This window comes from Thioalkalivibrio sp. ALE16 (genome assembly GCF_000381305.1).
In the GTDB taxonomy this organism is placed as follows: domain Bacteria; phylum Pseudomonadota; class Gammaproteobacteria; order Ectothiorhodospirales; family Ectothiorhodospiraceae; genus Thioalkalivibrio.
Map to the genome: position 1 here is coordinate 1 of NZ_KB906360.1, position 17243 is coordinate 17243.

Consider the following 17243-nt stretch of genomic DNA (forward strand, 5'->3'; position numbering starts at 1 on the left):
CGGCGTCGCCGCGTAAGCCTACAAAAACGGAGAAGCGAACGCGTTATTACGTACCCAACCCTCGATTGCGCAAGCGATTGAGCATGATGGCAACGGGAGCGATCCCGGTGGGGGCCAGTCCGATCATTGCGAAGCACCTCGAGTGCGTGACCTCGCTGGGACCCTCCACCCGCGGAATCCATCCGGGACCGTGGCGAATGAAAGCCGCACACGCAGTCCGAATGTACGGGAGCAATCGTCGCCCCGAAACCATCACTCAAACGCTTGGCAAACCGGGGGCGTCCATGTACGCGATGACGATGCTTCTCGCAGTTCGCGTCATGGCGAGGCTCCGTCAGGGGCCGTGGCCATCTGCGGACGCAACCGCTGAGGGTTGCCTGGCTCGGCGTCGGGGCTGTCCACGCGGCTCGCTGCTGCACGTCACGCGATGACGGGTCAGTTTTCCCTGTGGCCTCCTAGTCGGGGGTGTAGGGCGTCGGTGCGCGGGCGTGCAGCTGGGCCAGGTGGTCTTCGTAGAGGGTCCAGATGCGCGGCGCGATGGCGCCGCGTGTACCGGGGTAGGTGAGGCGGTCGGGGTTGAAGCTGATCAGGCGTTCGATCTCGGTGCAGCGCAGCTCCTCGTTGATCACGTTGAAGATCAGGATCTGCGTGCCCTGGTCGGCGATGGGCAACAGGGCGCCGATGATGCCGGTGTCGTTCAGTCCGGGCTCGCCGCGGGCGTCGCCGAGCTCGGCGGGGGGGCGCACCAGCGTCCCCAGCAGTTCCTGGTAGGCCTGATCACAGGCGTAGCAGATCTCGGGCGCACGCAGCCCCTGCACCCGGGCGCAGGCCTGTTGCACGGTGGTGTCGGGCAGGGCCATGCGCTCCGGTGGAATCGGGATGCGGTTCGATTCGCCATTCGGCAGCAGGCGCGGTACCGCCTCCTGACAGGACGGGCATCGCCAGGTGGCGATGCGGGGGCCGTCGATTACGTTGCTGGGAGGCATCTGGCGACCCTCATCCGGGGGTTCGGGGCGGCATGCGGCGGGCGGTAGCGAACGCCTGGGTTGCTGGCTGATGAGGGGCGGGGCCATTCGCGGGCAGGCTCGCTCCCACAGGGGCGGGCCCACCGGTCCAGCCCCCTGGGTCGTCCTCGTTTCAAGCGGGCGTCCTGTTCAGCCGAAGTAGTCCGGTTCGTTACCGGGGCGCCACTTGATATTGCAACCGAGGCTGGGGTACTGCGGCTCCGGTGCCGGCTGGCCGGCGAGCAGGGCATCGCTGGCGGCGCGCAGGTCGCGGCCGGTGACCGGGGTGTCGGAACCGGGGCGGGTCTCGTCGAACTGGCCGCGGTAGAAGAGCTTGCGCTCGGCATCGAACAGGTACAGGTCCGGGGTGCAGGCCGCGTGGTAGGCCTTGGCGACGGACTGGTCCTCGTCGAGGCAGTAGGGAAAGTTGTAGCCGAAGCGACGGGCGTCGTCCTTCATCTTGTCCGGGGCATCGTCCGGCACCGCCTGGATGTCGTTCGAGTTGATCGCGATTACCGCGATGCCCTTGTTCGAGTATTCGCGACCGTAGCGCGCGAATTCGTGGCGGATCAGCTGCACGAACGGGCAGTGATTGCAGATGAAGGCGATCATGTAGCCTTTCGCGTCGGGGAAGCTGTCCAGGCTGACGTTTTCGCCGGAGACGACGTCCGGCAGGGAGAAGTTGGGTGCCTCGGTACCGAGTTCGATCATCTGCGAGGGGGTGCGGGCCATGACTGCTCCAGTGGTCGGATTTGCGACAATTATACGGCGTTGGCCGGGGATGCTTGAAACCTTCCCGCCGCGACCGCAATCTTTGAACAATACCTGAGTAATGGAGTAGGGAATATGGGCTGGGTGACCGGTGTCGTACGGGAGCGCAAGCAGTGGACGGACCGCCTGTTCTCGCTGCGCGTGGATGCCGACGTCGAGCCGTTCAAGGCGGGGCAGTTCAATCGCCTGCGCCTGGAGATCGACGGGGAGATGGTGGGACGGCCGTATTCGTACGTGAACGCCCCGGGCGAGACCCCGCTGGATTTTTATCTGATCACCGTGCCGGACGGCCCATTGTCCAACCGCCTGGTGCAGCTGGAGCCGGGTGATCAGGTGGAGTTGATGCCGCGCGCGACCGGCTTCTTTACCCTGGACGAGCTCCCCGACAGTCGCGACCTTTGGCTGTTGTCCACCGGTACCGCGCTGGGACCCTTCCTGTCCATCCTGAAGACAGACACCCCGTGGGAGCGCTTCGAGAATATCCGTCTGGTCCACGCGGTGCGCAAGGCGGAGGAACTTACCTACCAGGACACCATTCGGGAGTTTCAGGAGCGCGACGCGAAGCGGTTTCAGTACATCCCGTTCGTCAGTCGCGAGCCGTTTCCCGGGGGGCTCGAAGGGCGGGTGCCGGCCGCGATCGCCGAGGGCCGGCTGGAACACCACGCGGGCCTGAAGATTACCCCGGAGCATTCGCAGGTGATGCTGTGCGGCAACCCGGCCATGGTGCAGGACACGACCGCGATCCTGAAGGAGCGCGGCCTGGCGAAGAATCGCCGGCGCAAGCCGGGGCATATCACCACCGAGAACTATTGGTAGGCCCGGGGCTTTTTGGATTCGGGCCGGCCCTCTCGCCCTGCGCTCGCGAAGATCGCCCAAACTCGACAGGCTCCCGGGGCCATGTTGTAGGAGGCCAGCCCTCTGGCCGATGGGGTTTTGCCGGCGCCTGATCGGCCAGGGGGCTGGCCTCCTACGGGCTGTGGCTTGCGCTGGGGCTAGTCCAGCAGGTTCGCCGACCAGGCGCGGATCAGGCCCGCCACGTAGCGGGTGTGTTCCGGTCGCGAGAGCAGGTGGTCGGCCTGGTGCAGGGCGACGAAGCTCTTGGGGTGCTGCGCCTGCTGGAAGATCTTGCGGGCGTGATCGACGCTGACCACGGTGTCGCCCGGTGCGTGCAGCAGCAACAGCGGCCGCTGCAGGGTGTCGAGTGCGTGGTCCAGGGTCGGCTCCTCGATCGACTCGATGAAGGCGCGGCCGATCTCCACGGGGCGTCCGCCGATGTTGATCCGGGCGGAGCCCTCACGCCGGATCTCGTCGGCCGTGTCCCCGAACAGGTGGGCGACGTGGCCGGGCCGGCTGGGGGCGGCAATGGTGACGACGCCGTCCAGCGTCTCGCGCTGCGCGCTGACATGGATCGCCATGGCCCCGCCGAAGCTGTGACCGACCAGCAGGTTGGTGTGCCGCCCGGTGAAGGTCTCCAGCGCCTCGAGCGCCGAGTGGAGGTCCTCGCAGTAGGTCTCCTGCGTGCTGTCGCGGAACTCGCCCTCCGAGTCACCCAGGCCCATGAAGTCGAAACGCAGGGTGGCGATGCCTTCCTCGGCAAGGGCGCGCGCCAGCCGTACCGTCGCCGGGAAGTCCTTGGAACAGGCGAAGCAGTGCGCGATGCAGGCCTGACCGCGAATGGCATCGGCCTCGGGTGCGACCAGTACGCCGCCCAGACGGGGGCCGCGCGGGGTCTGGATGGTGAGCGGGGTGTTGTGGATCGCCATCGAGCAGGCTCCTGAAGGGCGGCTATGGTCCCGCCGGGGACGGTCTGCGATCATACGGGTTTGATGATCCGAATGGCCACGCGGGATTCTCCTGCCACGCGGCCACCACTTCACGGGACCACTGGGGGCCGGCTTGGAAACCGAGAGTCAGATTCGCGCACGCCTGGCCGAGCTGGAGGCCGAGCACCGGGCTCTGGATTCCGCTATCGGCGTGATGCACGAGCAGGCCGCACCCGACATCTTCGCCATCCAGCGCCTGAAGAAGCGCAAGCTGCAACTGAAGGACGCGATCCAGCGCCTGCGCAGCCGGCTGATCCCCGACCTCAACGCCTGACCCGGGATATTCACCACGAAGCGGACGGGGGCGCGCATGAGAGCAAAGCGCGTGACAGGAAGATTAGAAGACAGGAAGAAAGGCAAGGCTATAGGCCTTGGGCCCAGATCGTTCTGTTAAGCGTTTACCCGTCGGTCAGATCAGGGGCTCACGACACATAAAGTAATCTGTTTTTCTTCCCGCTCTTCCAGCCTTCCTGTGAATCGCCCTTGACCTTGACCTTCTTCGTGCCTTCGTGTGCTTCGTGGTGAGCAAAAAAAACGGCGCCCGGAGGCGCCGTTCGAGTGCGTTCCGTGACGGAACGGTGGGGGTCAGCCCCAGATGTCGCGGGTGATCCCGGCGTACCAGGCCCGGGTGTACTGCGCCTCGCGGCTTCGGAAGCTGGAGCTGGCGCCCGACGGGCTGACGCCTCCGGCGCCGGAGACCCCGGCCATCGCGCCGTCCTGGTACTGGTAGACCGCGGCCACGCTGATCGCGTAGTCCGGGGTGACCAGGCTGTAGCAGGTGTTGGCGGAGGAGGGGTTGATTGGCTCCTGGCCGGACAGTTCGCGCACGACCGCGGCCGCGACGATCTTGCCCTGGTTGTTGGCCGAGTGGCCGGATTTGGGCATGGCGCCCGCCACGCTGGCATCCCCCAGGACGTAGATGTTGTCGTCCATCTCCGACTTGAAGGTGAGCTGATCCACCGGGACCCAGCCCTCGTCATTGGTCAGGCCCACGTCGTGGGCGATCTGGCCGGCGCGCTGGGCGGGGATGAAGTTCAGCACGTCGGCACGGACGCGTTCGAAGCCGCTGTCGGCCAGCACGGTCATGTTGTCGACATCGATTTCCTCGGCGCGACCGCCCTCCGAGCCGGCGCGCCATTCAATCATGTCGCCGTAGTGCTCGGCCCAGCCTTCCTCGAACAGGCCCTGCTTGGAGAAGCCATCCTTCGGATCCAGGATGATGATCTTGGAGCGCGGCTTCTCCTGCTTGAAGTAGTTCGCGACCAGTGACACCCGCTCGTACGGCCCCGGCGGGCAGCGGAACGGGTTCGGCGGGGCGACCATGACGAACACGCCGCCGTTCGGCATGTTTTGCAGCTGGGAACGCAGCAGCTCGGTCTGCGAACCGGCCTTCCAGGCGTGCGGGACACGGTCGGCGTCGGCCTCGGAGATGCCGGGCATGTCGTCGTAGCGGAAATCGATCCCCGGGGACATCACCAGCTTGTCGTAGCTCATGCTGTCGCCGCCGGCCAGGCGCACGCTGCGCGCGGAGGCGTCCACCGCGGTCACCCGGTCCTGGACGATCTCGATGCCGTAGTCATCCCGCAGGGTGTCGTAGCCGTGGGCGATGAAGTCCATGTCCGCGAAGCCGCCGATCACCCAGTTGCTGCCATAGCAGGTGTGGTAGGTGGCGTTCGGCTCGATCAGCGTCACGCGCATGTCGGGCGAGAACTGCTTGATGTATTTCGCGGCGGTCGCGCCGCCGGAGCCGCCGCCCACGACCACGACGTGAGCCTTGTCGGCCCCGCGCATGCCGTTGGCTGCACAGCCAATGCCAGCGAAGGCCGCGGCACTGCTGATGCCGGCGACCTTCAGAAAACTGCGTCGAGTAAAGTCATGCATGATGTGATTCCCCCTGATCAGAAGCGGCTGAAGTAGCCGGCCATCGCTTCGATTTCCTCGTCGGTGTAGCCCTTGGCGTGACGATCCATGATCGTCGCGTCACGGTCACCGTCGCGGAATGCCCTCATCTGGCTCTCGATGACATCAGCGGGAATCCGGCCCAGATCCGGTACACCCTCCTGAGCGCCGGCCGCGTTGTGGCAGGCCTTGCAGGAGGCGGCCATCAGCTGGCCCCGGGTGATTTCGTCGTCGGCAAGGGCCTGGGTAGCAGTGCCCGCCATCGCTAGCGAGGCGGCAAGCCCCACCAGGTACAAATGCGATTTCTTCATTGGAACGGACTCCTCCGTTAGAAGTGGCTTTTTGCGAGCGACAGCTGTGGAGTACTGCCTTCATCCTCGGGCCCGGTGTGGTGATCCGGGTTGTGATTTGCGCCACCGGGTTCGAGCCCGGTAGTTGCGCCTGATCGCGAAAACCAACGATCATGGAGACCGTATAGCACACAAAAAGCGCCTTTTCGATACATCGCAGAGGCATCTGCCACCAGGAGGAGTGCCATGACAGGGGAACGGCGTCGTCATCCACGGATCCCGATGACGGTCGAGGTCGTGGCCGAGTGCGAAAGCGGGGACACGGTGACCCTGACCACCAACGACATCTCCGGCGGCGGAGCCTTCCTGCAGTGGGACGATCCGGAAAACGCCTGTGTGGGGCACCTGATGAAGCTCGCATCGGATGACGAGTTGATGCTCCAGGTCTTCGGCATGCTCGGGGATGGCGGCGAGGCGCCGCGGGTGAAGGCCCAGGTGGTGCGGGTGATGGACGGCGGCATCGCCGTGCGCTTCGATCCCGAGGAGCTCGAATAGGGGTTGCCCCGATACCCGAGGCGGACGCGCTAGTCCTCGCGCTCGATCTGTTCCAGGCCCGCGGCCCACTCGTCGGCGATCATCGGGTTCGTCAGCAGCCAGTGCACGGTGTCCGCGCTCCAGTCGTCGCGGGCCTCCTGCAGTGCGGTATCCCAGTCCGTGACCGCGTAATCCCCGCGCCCGACGCCGCTGAGCGCCTGCAGTTCCGCCTGTTGTTCCGGGCCCAGGTCGCGCAGCGTGCCCTCCAGCTCCTGCAGGGTCAGGTCGCTGGCGTGGTCGGCCAGCACCTGCAGGGCCCAGTCGTCGTCACTGCCCTCGGCGCCGGTATCCGGGAAGACCACGTCCTCCTTGGCGTGGAACTCGCGGGCGGCCTGGATCAGCCGTTCCAGGGTCTCGCCGGGGATGCCAAGGGAGACGGCCATCGTCTAGTGGGACGGGGTCCGCTCCTGGGCGAGGACCCAGGGCGCAGCCACGATGGCGGTGAAGATCGGATCGTTCGCGGCCCAGCGCCGGGCATCGTCATCCGAGGCGCGGGCGACCTGGTCATTGGCCAGCCATTCGCTGACCTGATGCGTGGCGTCATCGCGGAAGGCGCGGGCCACCTCGATCAGGTCCAGTTCCGGTGCCACGCGGATCACCACGCCGCGGGCGAAATGCGGCATGAGCTCCTTCCACGGCAGCGGACCGGCCTCTTCTTCCAGGGGGATCTCGGGTTGTTCGGCAGGGGCGTCTTGCATGACGGTTCCGGTCGGTTTCAGATAGGGTTCAGGCTAGGCCGATACCCTTGCATCTTCAAGACCTTTCCACGCAAATCCCCGGAGGATGCGCCACCATGCGACCCACGCCGGATCTCCAGCCCGGACACCGCGAGCGGCACCCGATGCGGCGTCGCTCGGGCCCGGTGCGGGCGCTGGCCATGCTGTTCCTGGTCGCGCTTCCGGCACAGGCGCAGTTCAATACCGACGACCCCGAGGCCGCGGTCTGGGACCTGGACGAGGCTGTTGCCCAGATCGAGGCACATTACCCGGGGCGGGTCCTGCATGCCCGCGAGGATGTCAGCCGCTACGGGGCGCGCCTGTTCGTGATCCGGATCCTGACCAACGACCAGCAAGTGCGTACCCTGCGCATCGAGGAAGGTACGGAAGTGGAGCTCCCGGAATGAATCTGCGCGTGGTACTGATCGAGGATGACGTTGCCCTGCGCAACCAGATCGGCGAGGAACTGGACCGCAGCGGCTGCCGCGTGGATACCGCCTCGGATGGCGAGACCGGATTGTACCTGCTGACCGAGTACCACTGCGATATCGCCGTGGTCGACCTTGGCCTGCCCGGCATGGATGGCCTCGACGTGATCCGCAAGGCGCGCGAGTCGAAGCCGCGCCTGCCGATACTGATCCTGACCGCGCGCGACCGCTGGCAGGACAAGGTCGAGGGTCTGGAGGCCGGCGCCGATGACTACCTGGCCAAGCCCTTCCATATCCAGGAACTGCTGGCGCGCCTGCGCGCCCTGGCGCGCCGCAGCCTGCAGTCTGGCCAGGAGCGGCTGCACTTCGGCCCGCTGGTGATCGATACCGCCGGCGACGAGGTCTGGTTGAATGGCGAATCGGTGACCCTGACCACATTCGAGTACCGCCTGCTGATGACCCTGGTGCGCCAGCCCGGCCGGGTGCTGAGCAAGGACGCGCTGGCGGACTACCTGTACGACCACGACGAGGACCGCGAGAGCAACGTGATCGAGGTCCTCATCGGTCGCCTGCGTCGCAAGCTGGATGCCGATGGCAGCCTGGGGCTGATCGAGACCCTGCGCGGGCGCGGCTACCGCTTTGCCCGCGAACCCGACCCCGCCCCGGAAAACGAGTCGGACAGCGCCCGATGATCCACCCCGAGGCCGCCCGGTCCGCATGAAGGCGGCCCTGCGCAAGCTGCGCGGCAGCCTGGTCCTGCGCCTGGCGGGGGTCACGGCCGTCACCGTGCTGATCTTCTCGCTGCTGACGGCCTGGGTGCTGGAGGCGGCCTTTCGCGACAATGCGGCGGACGCGGTGGAGACCCGGCTGGAGGCGCAGGTGCTGCTGCTGATGGGGCTGGCCGAGGTGATCGGGCCCGCGGATGTACGGGTCCCCGAGATGCTCCCCGAAAGCCGGCTGCAACTGCCGGTCAGTGGTCTTTATGCGCGCATCCTCGGCGAGGAGGGCCAGACCCTCTGGCGGTCGCCCTCGACGGTGGGCGTCTCGCTGCGTGGCTGGTCGGAGGACGAGTACTTCAGCTTCAGCCTGCCCGTGCAGTGGGAGCTGGAGGGCGACCAGGTGGGACTGACCTTCCAGATGCTGGAGGACCGCGAGGCCTTCAATGAACAGGTGGAACAGTACCGCGTAAGCCTGTGGCAGGGGCTGGGCGCGATGACCCTGTCCATGATCCTGGTGCTGTCGCTGGCGCTGTGGTTCTGGGGGCTGCGCCCGTTGCGCCAGGTGCGCCGCGACCTGGACGCCCTGCGCCACGGCGATCATGCTCGTCTGGGCGGGTACTATCCCACCGAGGTCCGTGCCCTGACCGGCAGTATCAACGACCTGGTCGAGTTCGAGCGGGCCCGCCTGGCGCGCCAGCAGAATGCCCTGGCGGACCTGGCCCACAGCCTGAAGACCCCGATCTCCGCATTGCGCCTGAACCTCGAGAGCGCGCGACCGGACCCGGACGACATGCAGCACCAGGTCGACCGGTTGCAGGGGATCGTCCAGCACCAGCTGAATCAGGCGCAGCGGCTGGGGCCGGCCCCGTTCCAGGCTGCCGAGCCGCTGGCGCCGATCATCGAGCGAACCGGCCAGGCGCTGGGGCGGCTCGCCGCGCAGGAGGGGGTGACGCTGGAGACCGACCTGGCCCCGGGCTGTGCCCTGCGCATGGACGGTGGCGCCATCTTCGAGTTGTTGGGCAATACCCTGGACAACGCCATTCGCCATGCCACCAGCCGGGTGCGGGTCACGACGCGTTGCCAGCCCGGCGAGGTGATGCTGATCATCGACGATGACGGTCCGGGTATCCCGCCGGCCGACCGGGCCCGGGTGCTGGAGCGCGGCCAGCGCGCGGACACACGCGGCGGGCAGGATGCCGACCGGGATACCGGTCAGGGGCTCGGGCTCAGCATCATCCATACCCTGGTCACCGACCACCGCGGGACGCTGTTCATCGAACAGGCCCCGGATCTGCACGGGGCCCGCATCCGCATGGTGTTCCCGGGGGGCTGAATCGACTTACCGGGGTGCTATCCCGCAACAGCCGGTTCGCGCGGATCAGAGCCCCAGGCCTTCCATCGGCAGGCTCGGTGTTTCGCCCAGCACTCCGGCCCGCACCAGTGCCGCCGCCCCGCAGGCAAAGGTCCAGCCCAGGTGTCCGGATCCGGTGTTCAGGTGCAGGCCCGTGATGGCGGTGGGGCCGAGGATCGGTGTGCCACGGGCACTCATCGGGCGCAGGCCGGTCCAGGGGGCCATCGTCTGCGGGTCGAAGGTTGCGGGGAGGCCGGTCAGGGTGCGCCGGCACTGATCGAGAACATTGGCCGCGCGCTCGATGTTCAGGTGGCGGTCGCGGCCGGCAAATTCGGCGGTACCGGCCAGGCGCAGGCGCGCCCCCAGCGGGGTCATCACCACCTTGTTGGCGTCATCGATCAGCGGCAGGTTCAGCCGGCAGTCGGCGTCCATCGGCAGGGTCAGCGAATAGCCCTTTACCGGGGCGACGGGCAGATGCAGCCCCAGCGGGCGCAGCAGGTCCGGGGCGTGGTAGCCATTGGCGACCACGCAGGCATCCGCCGCGATCGGCCCTTCGGAGGTCTCCACCGCGTCGATGCGGCCTAGGTGGGTGCGCAGGCGCCGTACGGTGACGTTCGGGTAGTAGCGGATGCCCCGGCGCTGGCCGATCGCGAGCAGCTGCTCGGTGAACCGTGCCGCGTCGCCGATCGCATCCCCGGGGAAGAACAGCCCGCCGCACAGGCGGTCGCGCACCGGGGCCAGCGCCGGCTCTTCCGCGATGATCCGCTCCACGTCCCAGTCCTCGAAGCGCACGTCCTCATCAATCATCGCCTCGCTGGCGGCGCGATTGTGGGCCTGGCTGGCCGGGTCCTGAAACAGCTTCAGGATGCCGCAGCGGCGAAAGTCGAAGTCCAGCCCCTCGCTCGCCAGTTCCCGCTGCAGGCGGTCGATCTCACGGAGCGAGAACGCGGCCAGGCGGGCATTCAGACGGGTGTGCTGCTCGAACAGTGAGCGGCGGCTGTGCCACAGAAAGCGCAGGCCCCAGCCGGCCAGCCCCGGCAGGGCACGCGGGCGCAGCAGCAGCGGCGACTCCGTGCGGCCGAGAAAGCGCAGCAGGTCCAGTCCGACGCCGGGGGTATTCCAGGGTTCGGCGTGGCTGGCATGCAGCATGCCGCCGTTGGCCTGGCTGGAGCCGGAGGCGGGGGCGGGGCCGGCATCCACCAGCACGACCTCGGCCCCGGCCTCCTGCAGGTACCAGGCGGTGGTCACGCCGATGACTCCGGCCCCGATCACGACTACGCGCATCCGCTGCTTCCCTTATCAAGAACGCTCATGTACCGCTTGCCAGTCGTTGGATCACGTCCGTGTATTCGCGTTCCAGCCGCTTCGGCGACACCTTCTCGCGGGTGCCCAGTTCCTGGGCGAACTGCGAGACGCGAAACTCCTCGATGCGGTAGCGAAACGCGAGCACGTCGGGGTGGTCCGGCGCTCGCGCGATCAGCTCCTGTGCCTGTTGCCACAGCGGCTCGACCGCGACGCGTCGCGCGCGGTCCTTGTCCGGGGCCTGGGTCAGGCGTTCCAGGCGCTTGTCGATCGCCTGCAGGTAGCGCGGCAGCTCGGGCAGCACGGCGTGCGGGGTGCGCAGCAGGAAATCGGCCGGGACCAGGGCCTCGAGCTGCCCGCGGATGTCGCGCGCGGCCTCGATCCAGGACAGCGGCAGATCCCCCTGCAGCCGCGTGCGCAGGTCGTGCCAGTGGCGCAGGATCTCGGCGGCCAGGCGCGAGAGCTCCATCACCGTGGGCGAGAACTCGGGCAGGCTGGCCTCCAGGCGCTCTCCAAAGGCCTCGGCATCGCGCGGCCACGGCTCGGCCAGGAACACGCGGTCGGCCGCGGCCTCCAGGATCTGGTCGCGCAGGGCCTCGCAGCTGCCGAGCGTCGAGTAGTTCAGGCAGGCGCGTTCGATCTCCGGGAGCTGGCGGCGCAGGTCGCGGGCGGTCTTGCGCGCGCCCAGCAGGAAAAGCCGGCGCAGCCCCGCGCGGTGGGTGCGCGTGGCTTGGGCCGGGTCCGGTTCCAGCTCCAGCGAGACCGCGTCGCCACGATCGACCAGGATCGGGAAGGCGCGCAGTTGCGCCCCCTGGTGGTCGAACTCGACGCTCTCCGGCAGCGCGCCGAAGTCCCACTCGGTGATGCCCTCGCGGGTGATCTCGTCCGGGCGGCTGGCGTCGAAGTGGGCCTCGGCGCTGTCGCCCAGCCGGCGCTTCAGCGCGGCCAGGTCACGGCCGCTGGCCTGCTCATTGCCTTCCGGGTCGAGGATGCGGAAGCGCATCACCAGGTGTGGCTCCAGGTTCTCCGGGCGCCAGGCATCCAGCGGGATCTCGGTGCCGGTCATCGCGCGCAGGGCCTCGGCCAGCGCCGGGATCAGCGGGCCCTGGCGGTGTTCGATGCGCGCCAGCGCAGCCTGCGCGAAGTCCGGCGCGGGCACGAACTGGCGGCGCAGGCCCTTGGGCAGGCTGCGCAGCAGGGCGGTCACGCGCTCCTCCAGCAGCCCCGGCACCAGCCAGTCGCCCAGCCAGTCGGGCACCGCGTTCAGCGCGGCGATCGGGATGGTCACGGTCACGCCGTCGTCTGGCTGACCGGGCTCGAACCGATAGGCCAGCGGCAGGCGCAGGCCCTCGAGCTCCAGATGATCCGGGTAGGCCCCCTGCGGGAGCGTGGCGTCCGGCTCGTTCAGAAGCTCCGCGCGGTCGATCCGCAGGGCGTCGGGGTCCTGCTTCTCGGCCTTGCGCGCCCAGGTCTCGAAGCTTGTGCCGTCGGTGATGTCTTCCGGCAGGCGGGCGTCATAGAAGTCGAACAGGCGATCCTCCTCCACCAGCAGGTCGCGCCGGCGCCCGCGCGCCTCCTGCTCGGCGATCTCGGCCACGGCCTCGCGGTTGGCCAGTACCCCCTTCGAGCGGGTGCGCAGCTCGCCGCCGACCAGGCCCTCGCGGATCAGGATACGCCGCGCCTCGGCCGGGTCGTGTCTTGCGAAGTCCACCGGCTTTTTCGGGGCGACGACCAGGCCGTACAGGGTGATGCGGTCGAAGGCCCCGACGCGTCCGCTGCGACGCTGGAAGTGCGGCTCGAAGATATGGTGCTTGAGCAGATGCGCCGCCGCGGCCAGGATCCAGTCGGGCTCGATACGGGCATTGTCGCGGGCGTAGACGCGGGTGGTCTCGGCGATCTCCGCGCTCATCACCCAGGCGGGTTTCTTCTTTGCCAGGACCGAGCCGGGATGGATCTGGAAGCGGCGGTTGCGCGCGCCGAGGTAGTCGCCGCGCTCGGTCTTCTGCCCGATCTGGCTGACCAGCCCGGTCAGCAGTGCGCGGTGCACGGGCTCGGCGTCGGCCGGTTGGTGGTTCGGCTTCAGGCCCATCTCGCGGGCTTGGCGCAGCAGCTGCACGCGCAGTTCCTGCCACTCGCGCATGCGCAGGAAATTCAGGAAGTGCTCGCGGCACCAGCGTTTGAGCGCATTCGAGCCAAGGTCCTCGCGCGCGGTGTGCCAGGCCTCCCACAGCCGCAGCATGCCCATGAAGTCGGAGCCCTCGACCTGAAACTCCCGATGGGCCTGGTCCGCCGCCTGGGTGGCCTCGGCCGGGCGTTCGCGCGGGTCCTGCAGCGACAGGAACGCGGCGATAGTCGCGGCCTCGGTCACGCAGCCGTGGTCGGCCCCGGCCAGCAGCATTGCACCGTGGCGCGGGTCGATGGGCATGCGTGCCAGCTGGCGGCCGCGCGGGGTGATGCGCCCGCGCGCGTCCACCGCACCCAGCTCCTCCAGCAGGCGGTAGCCGTCCTTGACCAGGCGTGGATCGGGTGGATCCACGAACGGGAACTGGCGCGGCTGACCGAGCTTCAGCGCGGCCATCTGCAGGATCACCGAGGCGAGGTTGGAGCGCTGGATCTCCGGGTCGGTGAAGGGCGGGCGCAGGTGGTAGTCGTCCTCCGCGAACAGCCGGATGCAGATGCCGGGGCCCAGTCGTCCGCAGCGCCCGGCGCGCTGGTCGCAGGCGGCCTGCGAGATCGGCTCCAGGCTCAGGCGTTGGACCCGCGAGCGCCAGGAGTAGCGCGAGACGCGGGCCAGACCCGAGTCGATCACGAAGCGGATGCCGGGGACGGTCAGCGCGGTCTCGGCGACGTTGGTGGCCAGCACGATGCGCCGGCCGGCGTGCGACTGGAATACCCGCGACTGCTCGCGCGCGGACAGGCGCGCGTACAGTGCCAGGACCTCGGTGTCGGCGCGCACCTGGCCGCGCAGGGCCTTGTGGGCGTCGCGGATCTCGCGCTCGCCGGGCAGGAATACCAGGATGTCGCCGGGGCCGGCGCGCTCGCATTCGGCCACCGCCTCGCGGATGCCTTCGAACAGGTCGCGCTCGCCGCGACCGGCGTCTTCGTCCTCGTCGGCCGCGTCTTCCGGCTCGATCGGGCGGTAGCGCAGCTCCACCGGGTAGGTGCGTCCCGCCACGGTCAGGATCGGGGCGTCGTCGAAGAACGCGGACAGGCGCTCCGGGTCCAGCGTCGCGGAGGTGATGATGATGCGCAGCTCCGGGCGCTTCTTCGACAGGCGCTTGAGCACGCCCATCAGGAAATCGATGTTCAGGCTGCGCTCGTGCGCCTCGTCGACGATCAGGGTGTCGTAGGCGCGCAGCTCCGGGTCATGCGCCAGCTCGGCAAGCAGCATGCCGTCGGTCATCAGCTTGACCCAGTTGTTCGGCCCGGTCTGGTCGGAAAAGCGCACCTTGAAGCCGACGGTGGAGGTCTTCTCACCCCCCAGCGTGGTGCCCAGTTCCTCGGCGATGCGGCTGGCGACCGAGCGCGCGGCGATGCGGCGCGGCTGGGTGTGGCCGATCAGCCCGGTCTCGCCGCGCCCGGCCTCCAGGCACAGCTTGGGCAGCTGGGTGGTCTTGCCGGAGCCGGTCTCGCCGCACAGCACCAGTACCGGGTGTTCGCGGATCGCGGCGACAATGCGCTCGCGCTCGGCGTGGATCGGCAGGTCGCCGGTGTAGACGGGCTGGGGGCGCAGGCGGGCGCGTTCGGCGTGGCCCCCTTCGGCGTGGTCCAGGCGCTCGGCGAGGGTGTGAGCCAAGCGATCGCAGGGCTGGCCGCGCTTCTGGCGCTGGCGGGCCCGGCGCAGCAGGTCCGTGAGATCCTTGCGTTCGGGGCCGGCGGGCAGCGCCTCGATACGGGCGGCGAGGGCGTCGAGATCCGGTGCGGGGGCCGGTTCCACGGTCAGCCCTGGTAGCGCAGACGCAGGGCCTCGATGTTCTCGGTGCGCAGGCGCTCCAGCGCCTGGCGCACGCGGTCCTCGTCACTGAACGGGCCGAGGTACACGCGGTACCAGGTCTCGCCCTGGATCTCGACCTCGTGCACCTGCGGGTCGAGGCCCAGCAGGGTCAGGCGCGCCTTCATCTCGTCGGCCTGGGCGAAGCGGCGGAACGACCCGGTCTGCAGGACCACCGGCTCCCCCTCGCTGGGGGATGCGGCGGGCGGCAGGGTCGGGGCCGGGGTGTCGCGCTCGGACTCCGGTACGCGGATCTCGTCCTCGGGCAGCAGCTCGTAGTAGCGAAACCGCGGTTCGTCGTCCGACGGTACGGTGTCGCGCTCCACGGGGGCCGGGGTCGGGGCCGGAGCGGCGGTCTCGGTCCCCGGGTCGCCGAACAGCGCGCCCAGGTCCGGTGAGCGGTCGGCCCCCTGCAGGTACAGCACGGCGGCAATGCCCAGTCCGATCAGCAGGCCGATCAGCATCCACACCCAGCCGGGGATCGGGCGCGCGGCCTTGCGCGGGGTGGACTTGCGACGGGTCTTGCGGGCCTGGGCCATGGTCTACATCCGTTCCGGGGCGGTCACGCCCAGCAGGCGCAGGCCATTGTGCAGCACCTGCTTGGCCCCGGTCAGCAGGGCCAGGCGTGCGCCGATCACGGCGGCATCCTCCGCGTTCAGGAATGGCACCGCGTTGTAGTAGGCGTGAAAGCCGGCAGCCAGCTCGCGCAGGTACTGGGCGATCTGGTGCGGTTCGCAGGCCTCGGCGGCCGCCGCGATCACCTCGGGGAAGCGGTCCAGGCGATCCAGCAGGTCGTCTTCCTGCGGCTCGGTCAGGCGTGCGGACAGCCCGGCGTCGTCCAGCGCGCTGGTGCCATGGCCGCGCTCGGCGGCGGTGCGCAGCACGCTGGCGATACGCGCATGCGCGTACTGGATGTAGTACATCGGGTTGTCGTTGGACTGCGACTTGGCGAGATCCAGGTCGAAGTCCAGGTGCTGGTCGCAGCGGCGCTGCACATAGAAGAAGCGCGCGGCATCCGATCCGACCTCGTCGCGCAGCTCGCGCAGGGTGACGAACTGCCCGGCGCGGGTGGACATCGGCAGGCGTTCGCCCCCGCGGTAGAGGATCGCGAACTGCACCAGCAGCACGTCCAGGCGGTCGGCCTCCAGGCCCAGGGCCTGCAGGGCGGCGCGCACGCGCGGGACGTAGCCGTGGTGGTCGGCGCCCCAGATGTTGATCACGCGCTCGAAGCCGCGCTGGAACTTCTCGCGGTGGTAGGCGATGTCGGAGGCGAAGTAGGTGTAGTCGCCGTTCTCGCGGCGCACCACGCGGTCCTTGTCGTCGCCGTAGTCGGTGGAGCGGAACCACAGGGCCCCGTCCTTCTCGTACAGCGCGCCGTGCGCCTCGAGATCCTGCACCGCGGCATCGATCGCGCCGGAGTCGGCCAGGCTGCGCTCGGAGAACCAGCACTGGTACTCGACCCCGAACTCGCGCAGGTCGTCGCGGATGTCTTCGAGGATGGCGTTCAGGCCGCAGTCGAACACCGTGCGGTACAGCTCCGGGCCCAGCAGCTCGCGGGCGCGGGCGATCACCGCGTCGATGTAGATCTCCTTGTCGCCACCGGCCGGCTCGTCCGGCGGGAGGTCGCGGGTGACGGCCGCGGTCGCGTGCACGGCCTGTTCGCCGATTTGTGCGGTCAGGGCCTCGGCGACCGGGTAGATGTAGTCACCCTGATAGCCGTTGGCCGGGAACGGGACCTGCACGCCGTGCTGTTCGAGATAGCGCAGCCAGACGCTGGCGGCGAGGATGTTCATCTGCCGCCCGGCGTCGTTTACGTAGTACTCGCGGGTGACATCGAAGCCGCAGAAATCCAGCAGGTCGGCGACGGTGGCGCCGAAGGCCGCGCCGCGGCCGTGGCCGACATGCAGCGGGCCGGTGGGGTTGGCGGAGACGAACTCCACCTGCACCGGGCGACCGCCGCCCACGCTGGAGCGGCCAAAGTCGGCGCCCTGGGTGGCGATGCGACCGAGCACCAGGGTGCGGGCATCCGCGGCCAGGCGGAAGTTGATGAAGCCGGGGCCGGCGATCTCGGTGGCGGCGAGACCGGGTACCTCGGGCATTGCGGCGCTAAGGGCCTCGGCGAGGTCACGCGGTTTGCTCTTCGCCGGGCGCGCGAGCTGCATGGCGAGGTTGCTGGCAAAGTCGCCGTGCTCGCGGTCGCGGGCGCGCGTGACCTGCACCTCGACACCGTGATCGGCGGGTACACGGCCATCGGCCACCAGGGTCTCCAGGGCGGCCGCGAGGGCCTCGGTGAGGGTGTCTTTCAAGAGGGGCTCGATCCGTCGTGTAAAAAGGGCCGCATTCTAACCCGGAAGC

17 protein-coding genes are annotated in these 17243 nt (G+C 68.7%); 6 read left to right on the forward strand and 11 right to left on the reverse strand.

Annotation, left to right across the window (positions count from 1 at the left end):
* Window positions 1–455: 455 nt before the first annotated feature.
* Window positions 456–986, reverse strand: a complete 531-nt coding sequence (locus F627_RS0107170; RefSeq protein ID WP_019558957.1) for a hypothetical protein — start codon at window positions 984–986, stop codon at window positions 456–458.
* A gap of 168 nt (window positions 987–1154) precedes the next feature.
* Window positions 1155–1736, reverse strand: a complete 582-nt coding sequence (locus F627_RS0107175) for a thioredoxin family protein (RefSeq protein WP_019583661.1) — start codon at window positions 1734–1736, stop codon at window positions 1155–1157.
* Window positions 1737–1850: 114 nt separating this feature from the next.
* Here F627_RS0107175 and F627_RS0107180 point away from each other — a divergent pair, with 114 nt between their 5' ends.
* The gene (locus tag F627_RS0107180; protein ID WP_019583662.1) at window positions 1851–2591 is read left to right on the forward strand and encodes a ferredoxin--NADP reductase; all 741 of its coding nucleotides are present in this window, start codon (window positions 1851–1853) and stop codon (window positions 2589–2591) included.
* A 176-nt stretch (window positions 2592–2767) separates the two neighbouring features.
* On the opposite strand, the gene F627_RS0107185 is transcribed toward F627_RS0107180, so the two are convergent.
* Complete coding sequence (locus tag F627_RS0107185; protein ID WP_019583663.1) at window positions 2768–3538, reverse strand: S9 family peptidase; 771 nt, start codon at window positions 3536–3538, stop codon at window positions 2768–2770.
* A 133-nt stretch (window positions 3539–3671) separates the two neighbouring features.
* Between F627_RS0107185 and F627_RS0107190 the strand changes: the two genes are divergently transcribed.
* Window positions 3672–3872 (forward strand): YdcH family protein, encoded by a 201-nt coding sequence (locus F627_RS0107190; RefSeq protein ID WP_017942660.1) that lies wholly within the window; start codon window positions 3672–3674, stop codon window positions 3870–3872.
* A 311-nt stretch (window positions 3873–4183) separates the two neighbouring features.
* On the opposite strand, the gene F627_RS0107195 is transcribed toward F627_RS0107190, so the two are convergent.
* Together F627_RS0107195 and F627_RS0107200 are read right to left on the reverse strand one after the other, a co-directional pair.
* Window positions 4184–5479 (reverse strand): NAD(P)/FAD-dependent oxidoreductase, encoded by a 1296-nt coding sequence (locus F627_RS0107195; RefSeq protein ID WP_019583664.1) that lies wholly within the window; start codon window positions 5477–5479, stop codon window positions 4184–4186.
* A 17-nt stretch (window positions 5480–5496) separates the two neighbouring features.
* Window positions 5497–5808: a c-type cytochrome gene (locus F627_RS0107200; RefSeq protein ID WP_018865534.1), complete on the reverse strand. Its 312-nt coding sequence runs from the start codon at window positions 5806–5808 to the stop codon at window positions 5497–5499.
* Between the two features lie 225 nt (window positions 5809–6033).
* On the opposite strand from F627_RS0107200, the gene F627_RS0107205 reads away from it, so the two are divergent.
* Entirely contained in the window at window positions 6034–6342 is a 309-nt protein-coding gene (locus tag F627_RS0107205; RefSeq protein ID WP_081618392.1) for a PilZ domain-containing protein, read from the forward strand.
* 29 nt (window positions 6343–6371) lie between these two features.
* Here the strand turns inward: F627_RS0107205 and F627_RS0107210 are convergent, their stop codons facing one another.
* Together F627_RS0107210 and F627_RS0107215 are read right to left on the reverse strand one after the other, a co-directional pair.
* Entirely contained in the window at window positions 6372–6764 is a 393-nt protein-coding gene (locus F627_RS0107210; protein ID WP_018876549.1) for a DUF3775 domain-containing protein, read from the reverse strand.
* Window positions 6765–6767: 3 nt separating this feature from the next.
* On the reverse strand, window positions 6768–7079 hold the full coding sequence (locus tag F627_RS0107215) for a DUF2288 family protein (protein ID WP_018878102.1): 312 nt from the start codon (window positions 7077–7079) through the stop codon (window positions 6768–6770).
* A 95-nt stretch (window positions 7080–7174) separates the two neighbouring features.
* Between F627_RS0107215 and F627_RS0107220 the strand changes: the two genes are divergently transcribed.
* The 3 genes from F627_RS0107220 to F627_RS0107230 are packed head-to-tail and all read left to right on the forward strand — an operon-like array spanning window position 7175 to window position 9577.
* Complete coding sequence (locus tag F627_RS0107220; protein WP_026279137.1) at window positions 7175–7504, forward strand: PepSY domain-containing protein; 330 nt, start codon at window positions 7175–7177, stop codon at window positions 7502–7504.
* Window positions 7501–8217 (forward strand): response regulator transcription factor, encoded by a 717-nt coding sequence (locus F627_RS0107225; RefSeq protein WP_018865539.1) that lies wholly within the window; start codon window positions 7501–7503, stop codon window positions 8215–8217. The genes F627_RS0107220 and F627_RS0107225 overlap by 4 nt, the downstream gene beginning before the upstream one ends.
* Before the next feature lie 25 nt (window positions 8218–8242).
* A complete protein-coding gene (locus tag F627_RS0107230; RefSeq protein WP_018865540.1) occupies window positions 8243–9577 on the forward strand; it encodes a HAMP domain-containing sensor histidine kinase in 1335 nt (444 codons plus the stop codon).
* 45 nt (window positions 9578–9622) lie between these two features.
* Here F627_RS0107230 and F627_RS0107235 read toward each other — a convergent pair whose 3' ends face one another.
* The 4 genes from F627_RS0107235 to argS are packed head-to-tail and all read right to left on the reverse strand — an operon-like array spanning window position 9623 to window position 17194.
* The gene (locus F627_RS0107235) at window positions 9623–10879 is read right to left on the reverse strand and encodes an FAD-dependent oxidoreductase (RefSeq protein ID WP_019583665.1); all 1257 of its coding nucleotides are present in this window, start codon (window positions 10877–10879) and stop codon (window positions 9623–9625) included.
* A 25-nt stretch (window positions 10880–10904) separates the two neighbouring features.
* Complete coding sequence (gene hrpA / locus F627_RS0107240) at window positions 10905–14834, reverse strand: ATP-dependent RNA helicase HrpA (protein WP_019583666.1); 3930 nt, start codon at window positions 14832–14834, stop codon at window positions 10905–10907.
* A gap of 2 nt (window positions 14835–14836) precedes the next feature.
* Window positions 14837–15427, reverse strand: coding sequence for an SPOR domain-containing protein (locus tag F627_RS0107245; protein WP_019583667.1), 591 nt, complete (start codon window positions 15425–15427; stop codon window positions 14837–14839).
* Between the two features lie 3 nt (window positions 15428–15430).
* Window positions 15431–17194 carry an arginine--tRNA ligase gene (gene argS, locus F627_RS0107250; protein ID WP_019583668.1) on the reverse strand — a complete coding sequence of 588 codons (1764 nt, stop codon included), beginning with the start codon at window positions 17192–17194 and terminating at the stop codon, window positions 15431–15433.
* Between the last annotated feature and the right edge of the window lie 49 nt (window positions 17195–17243).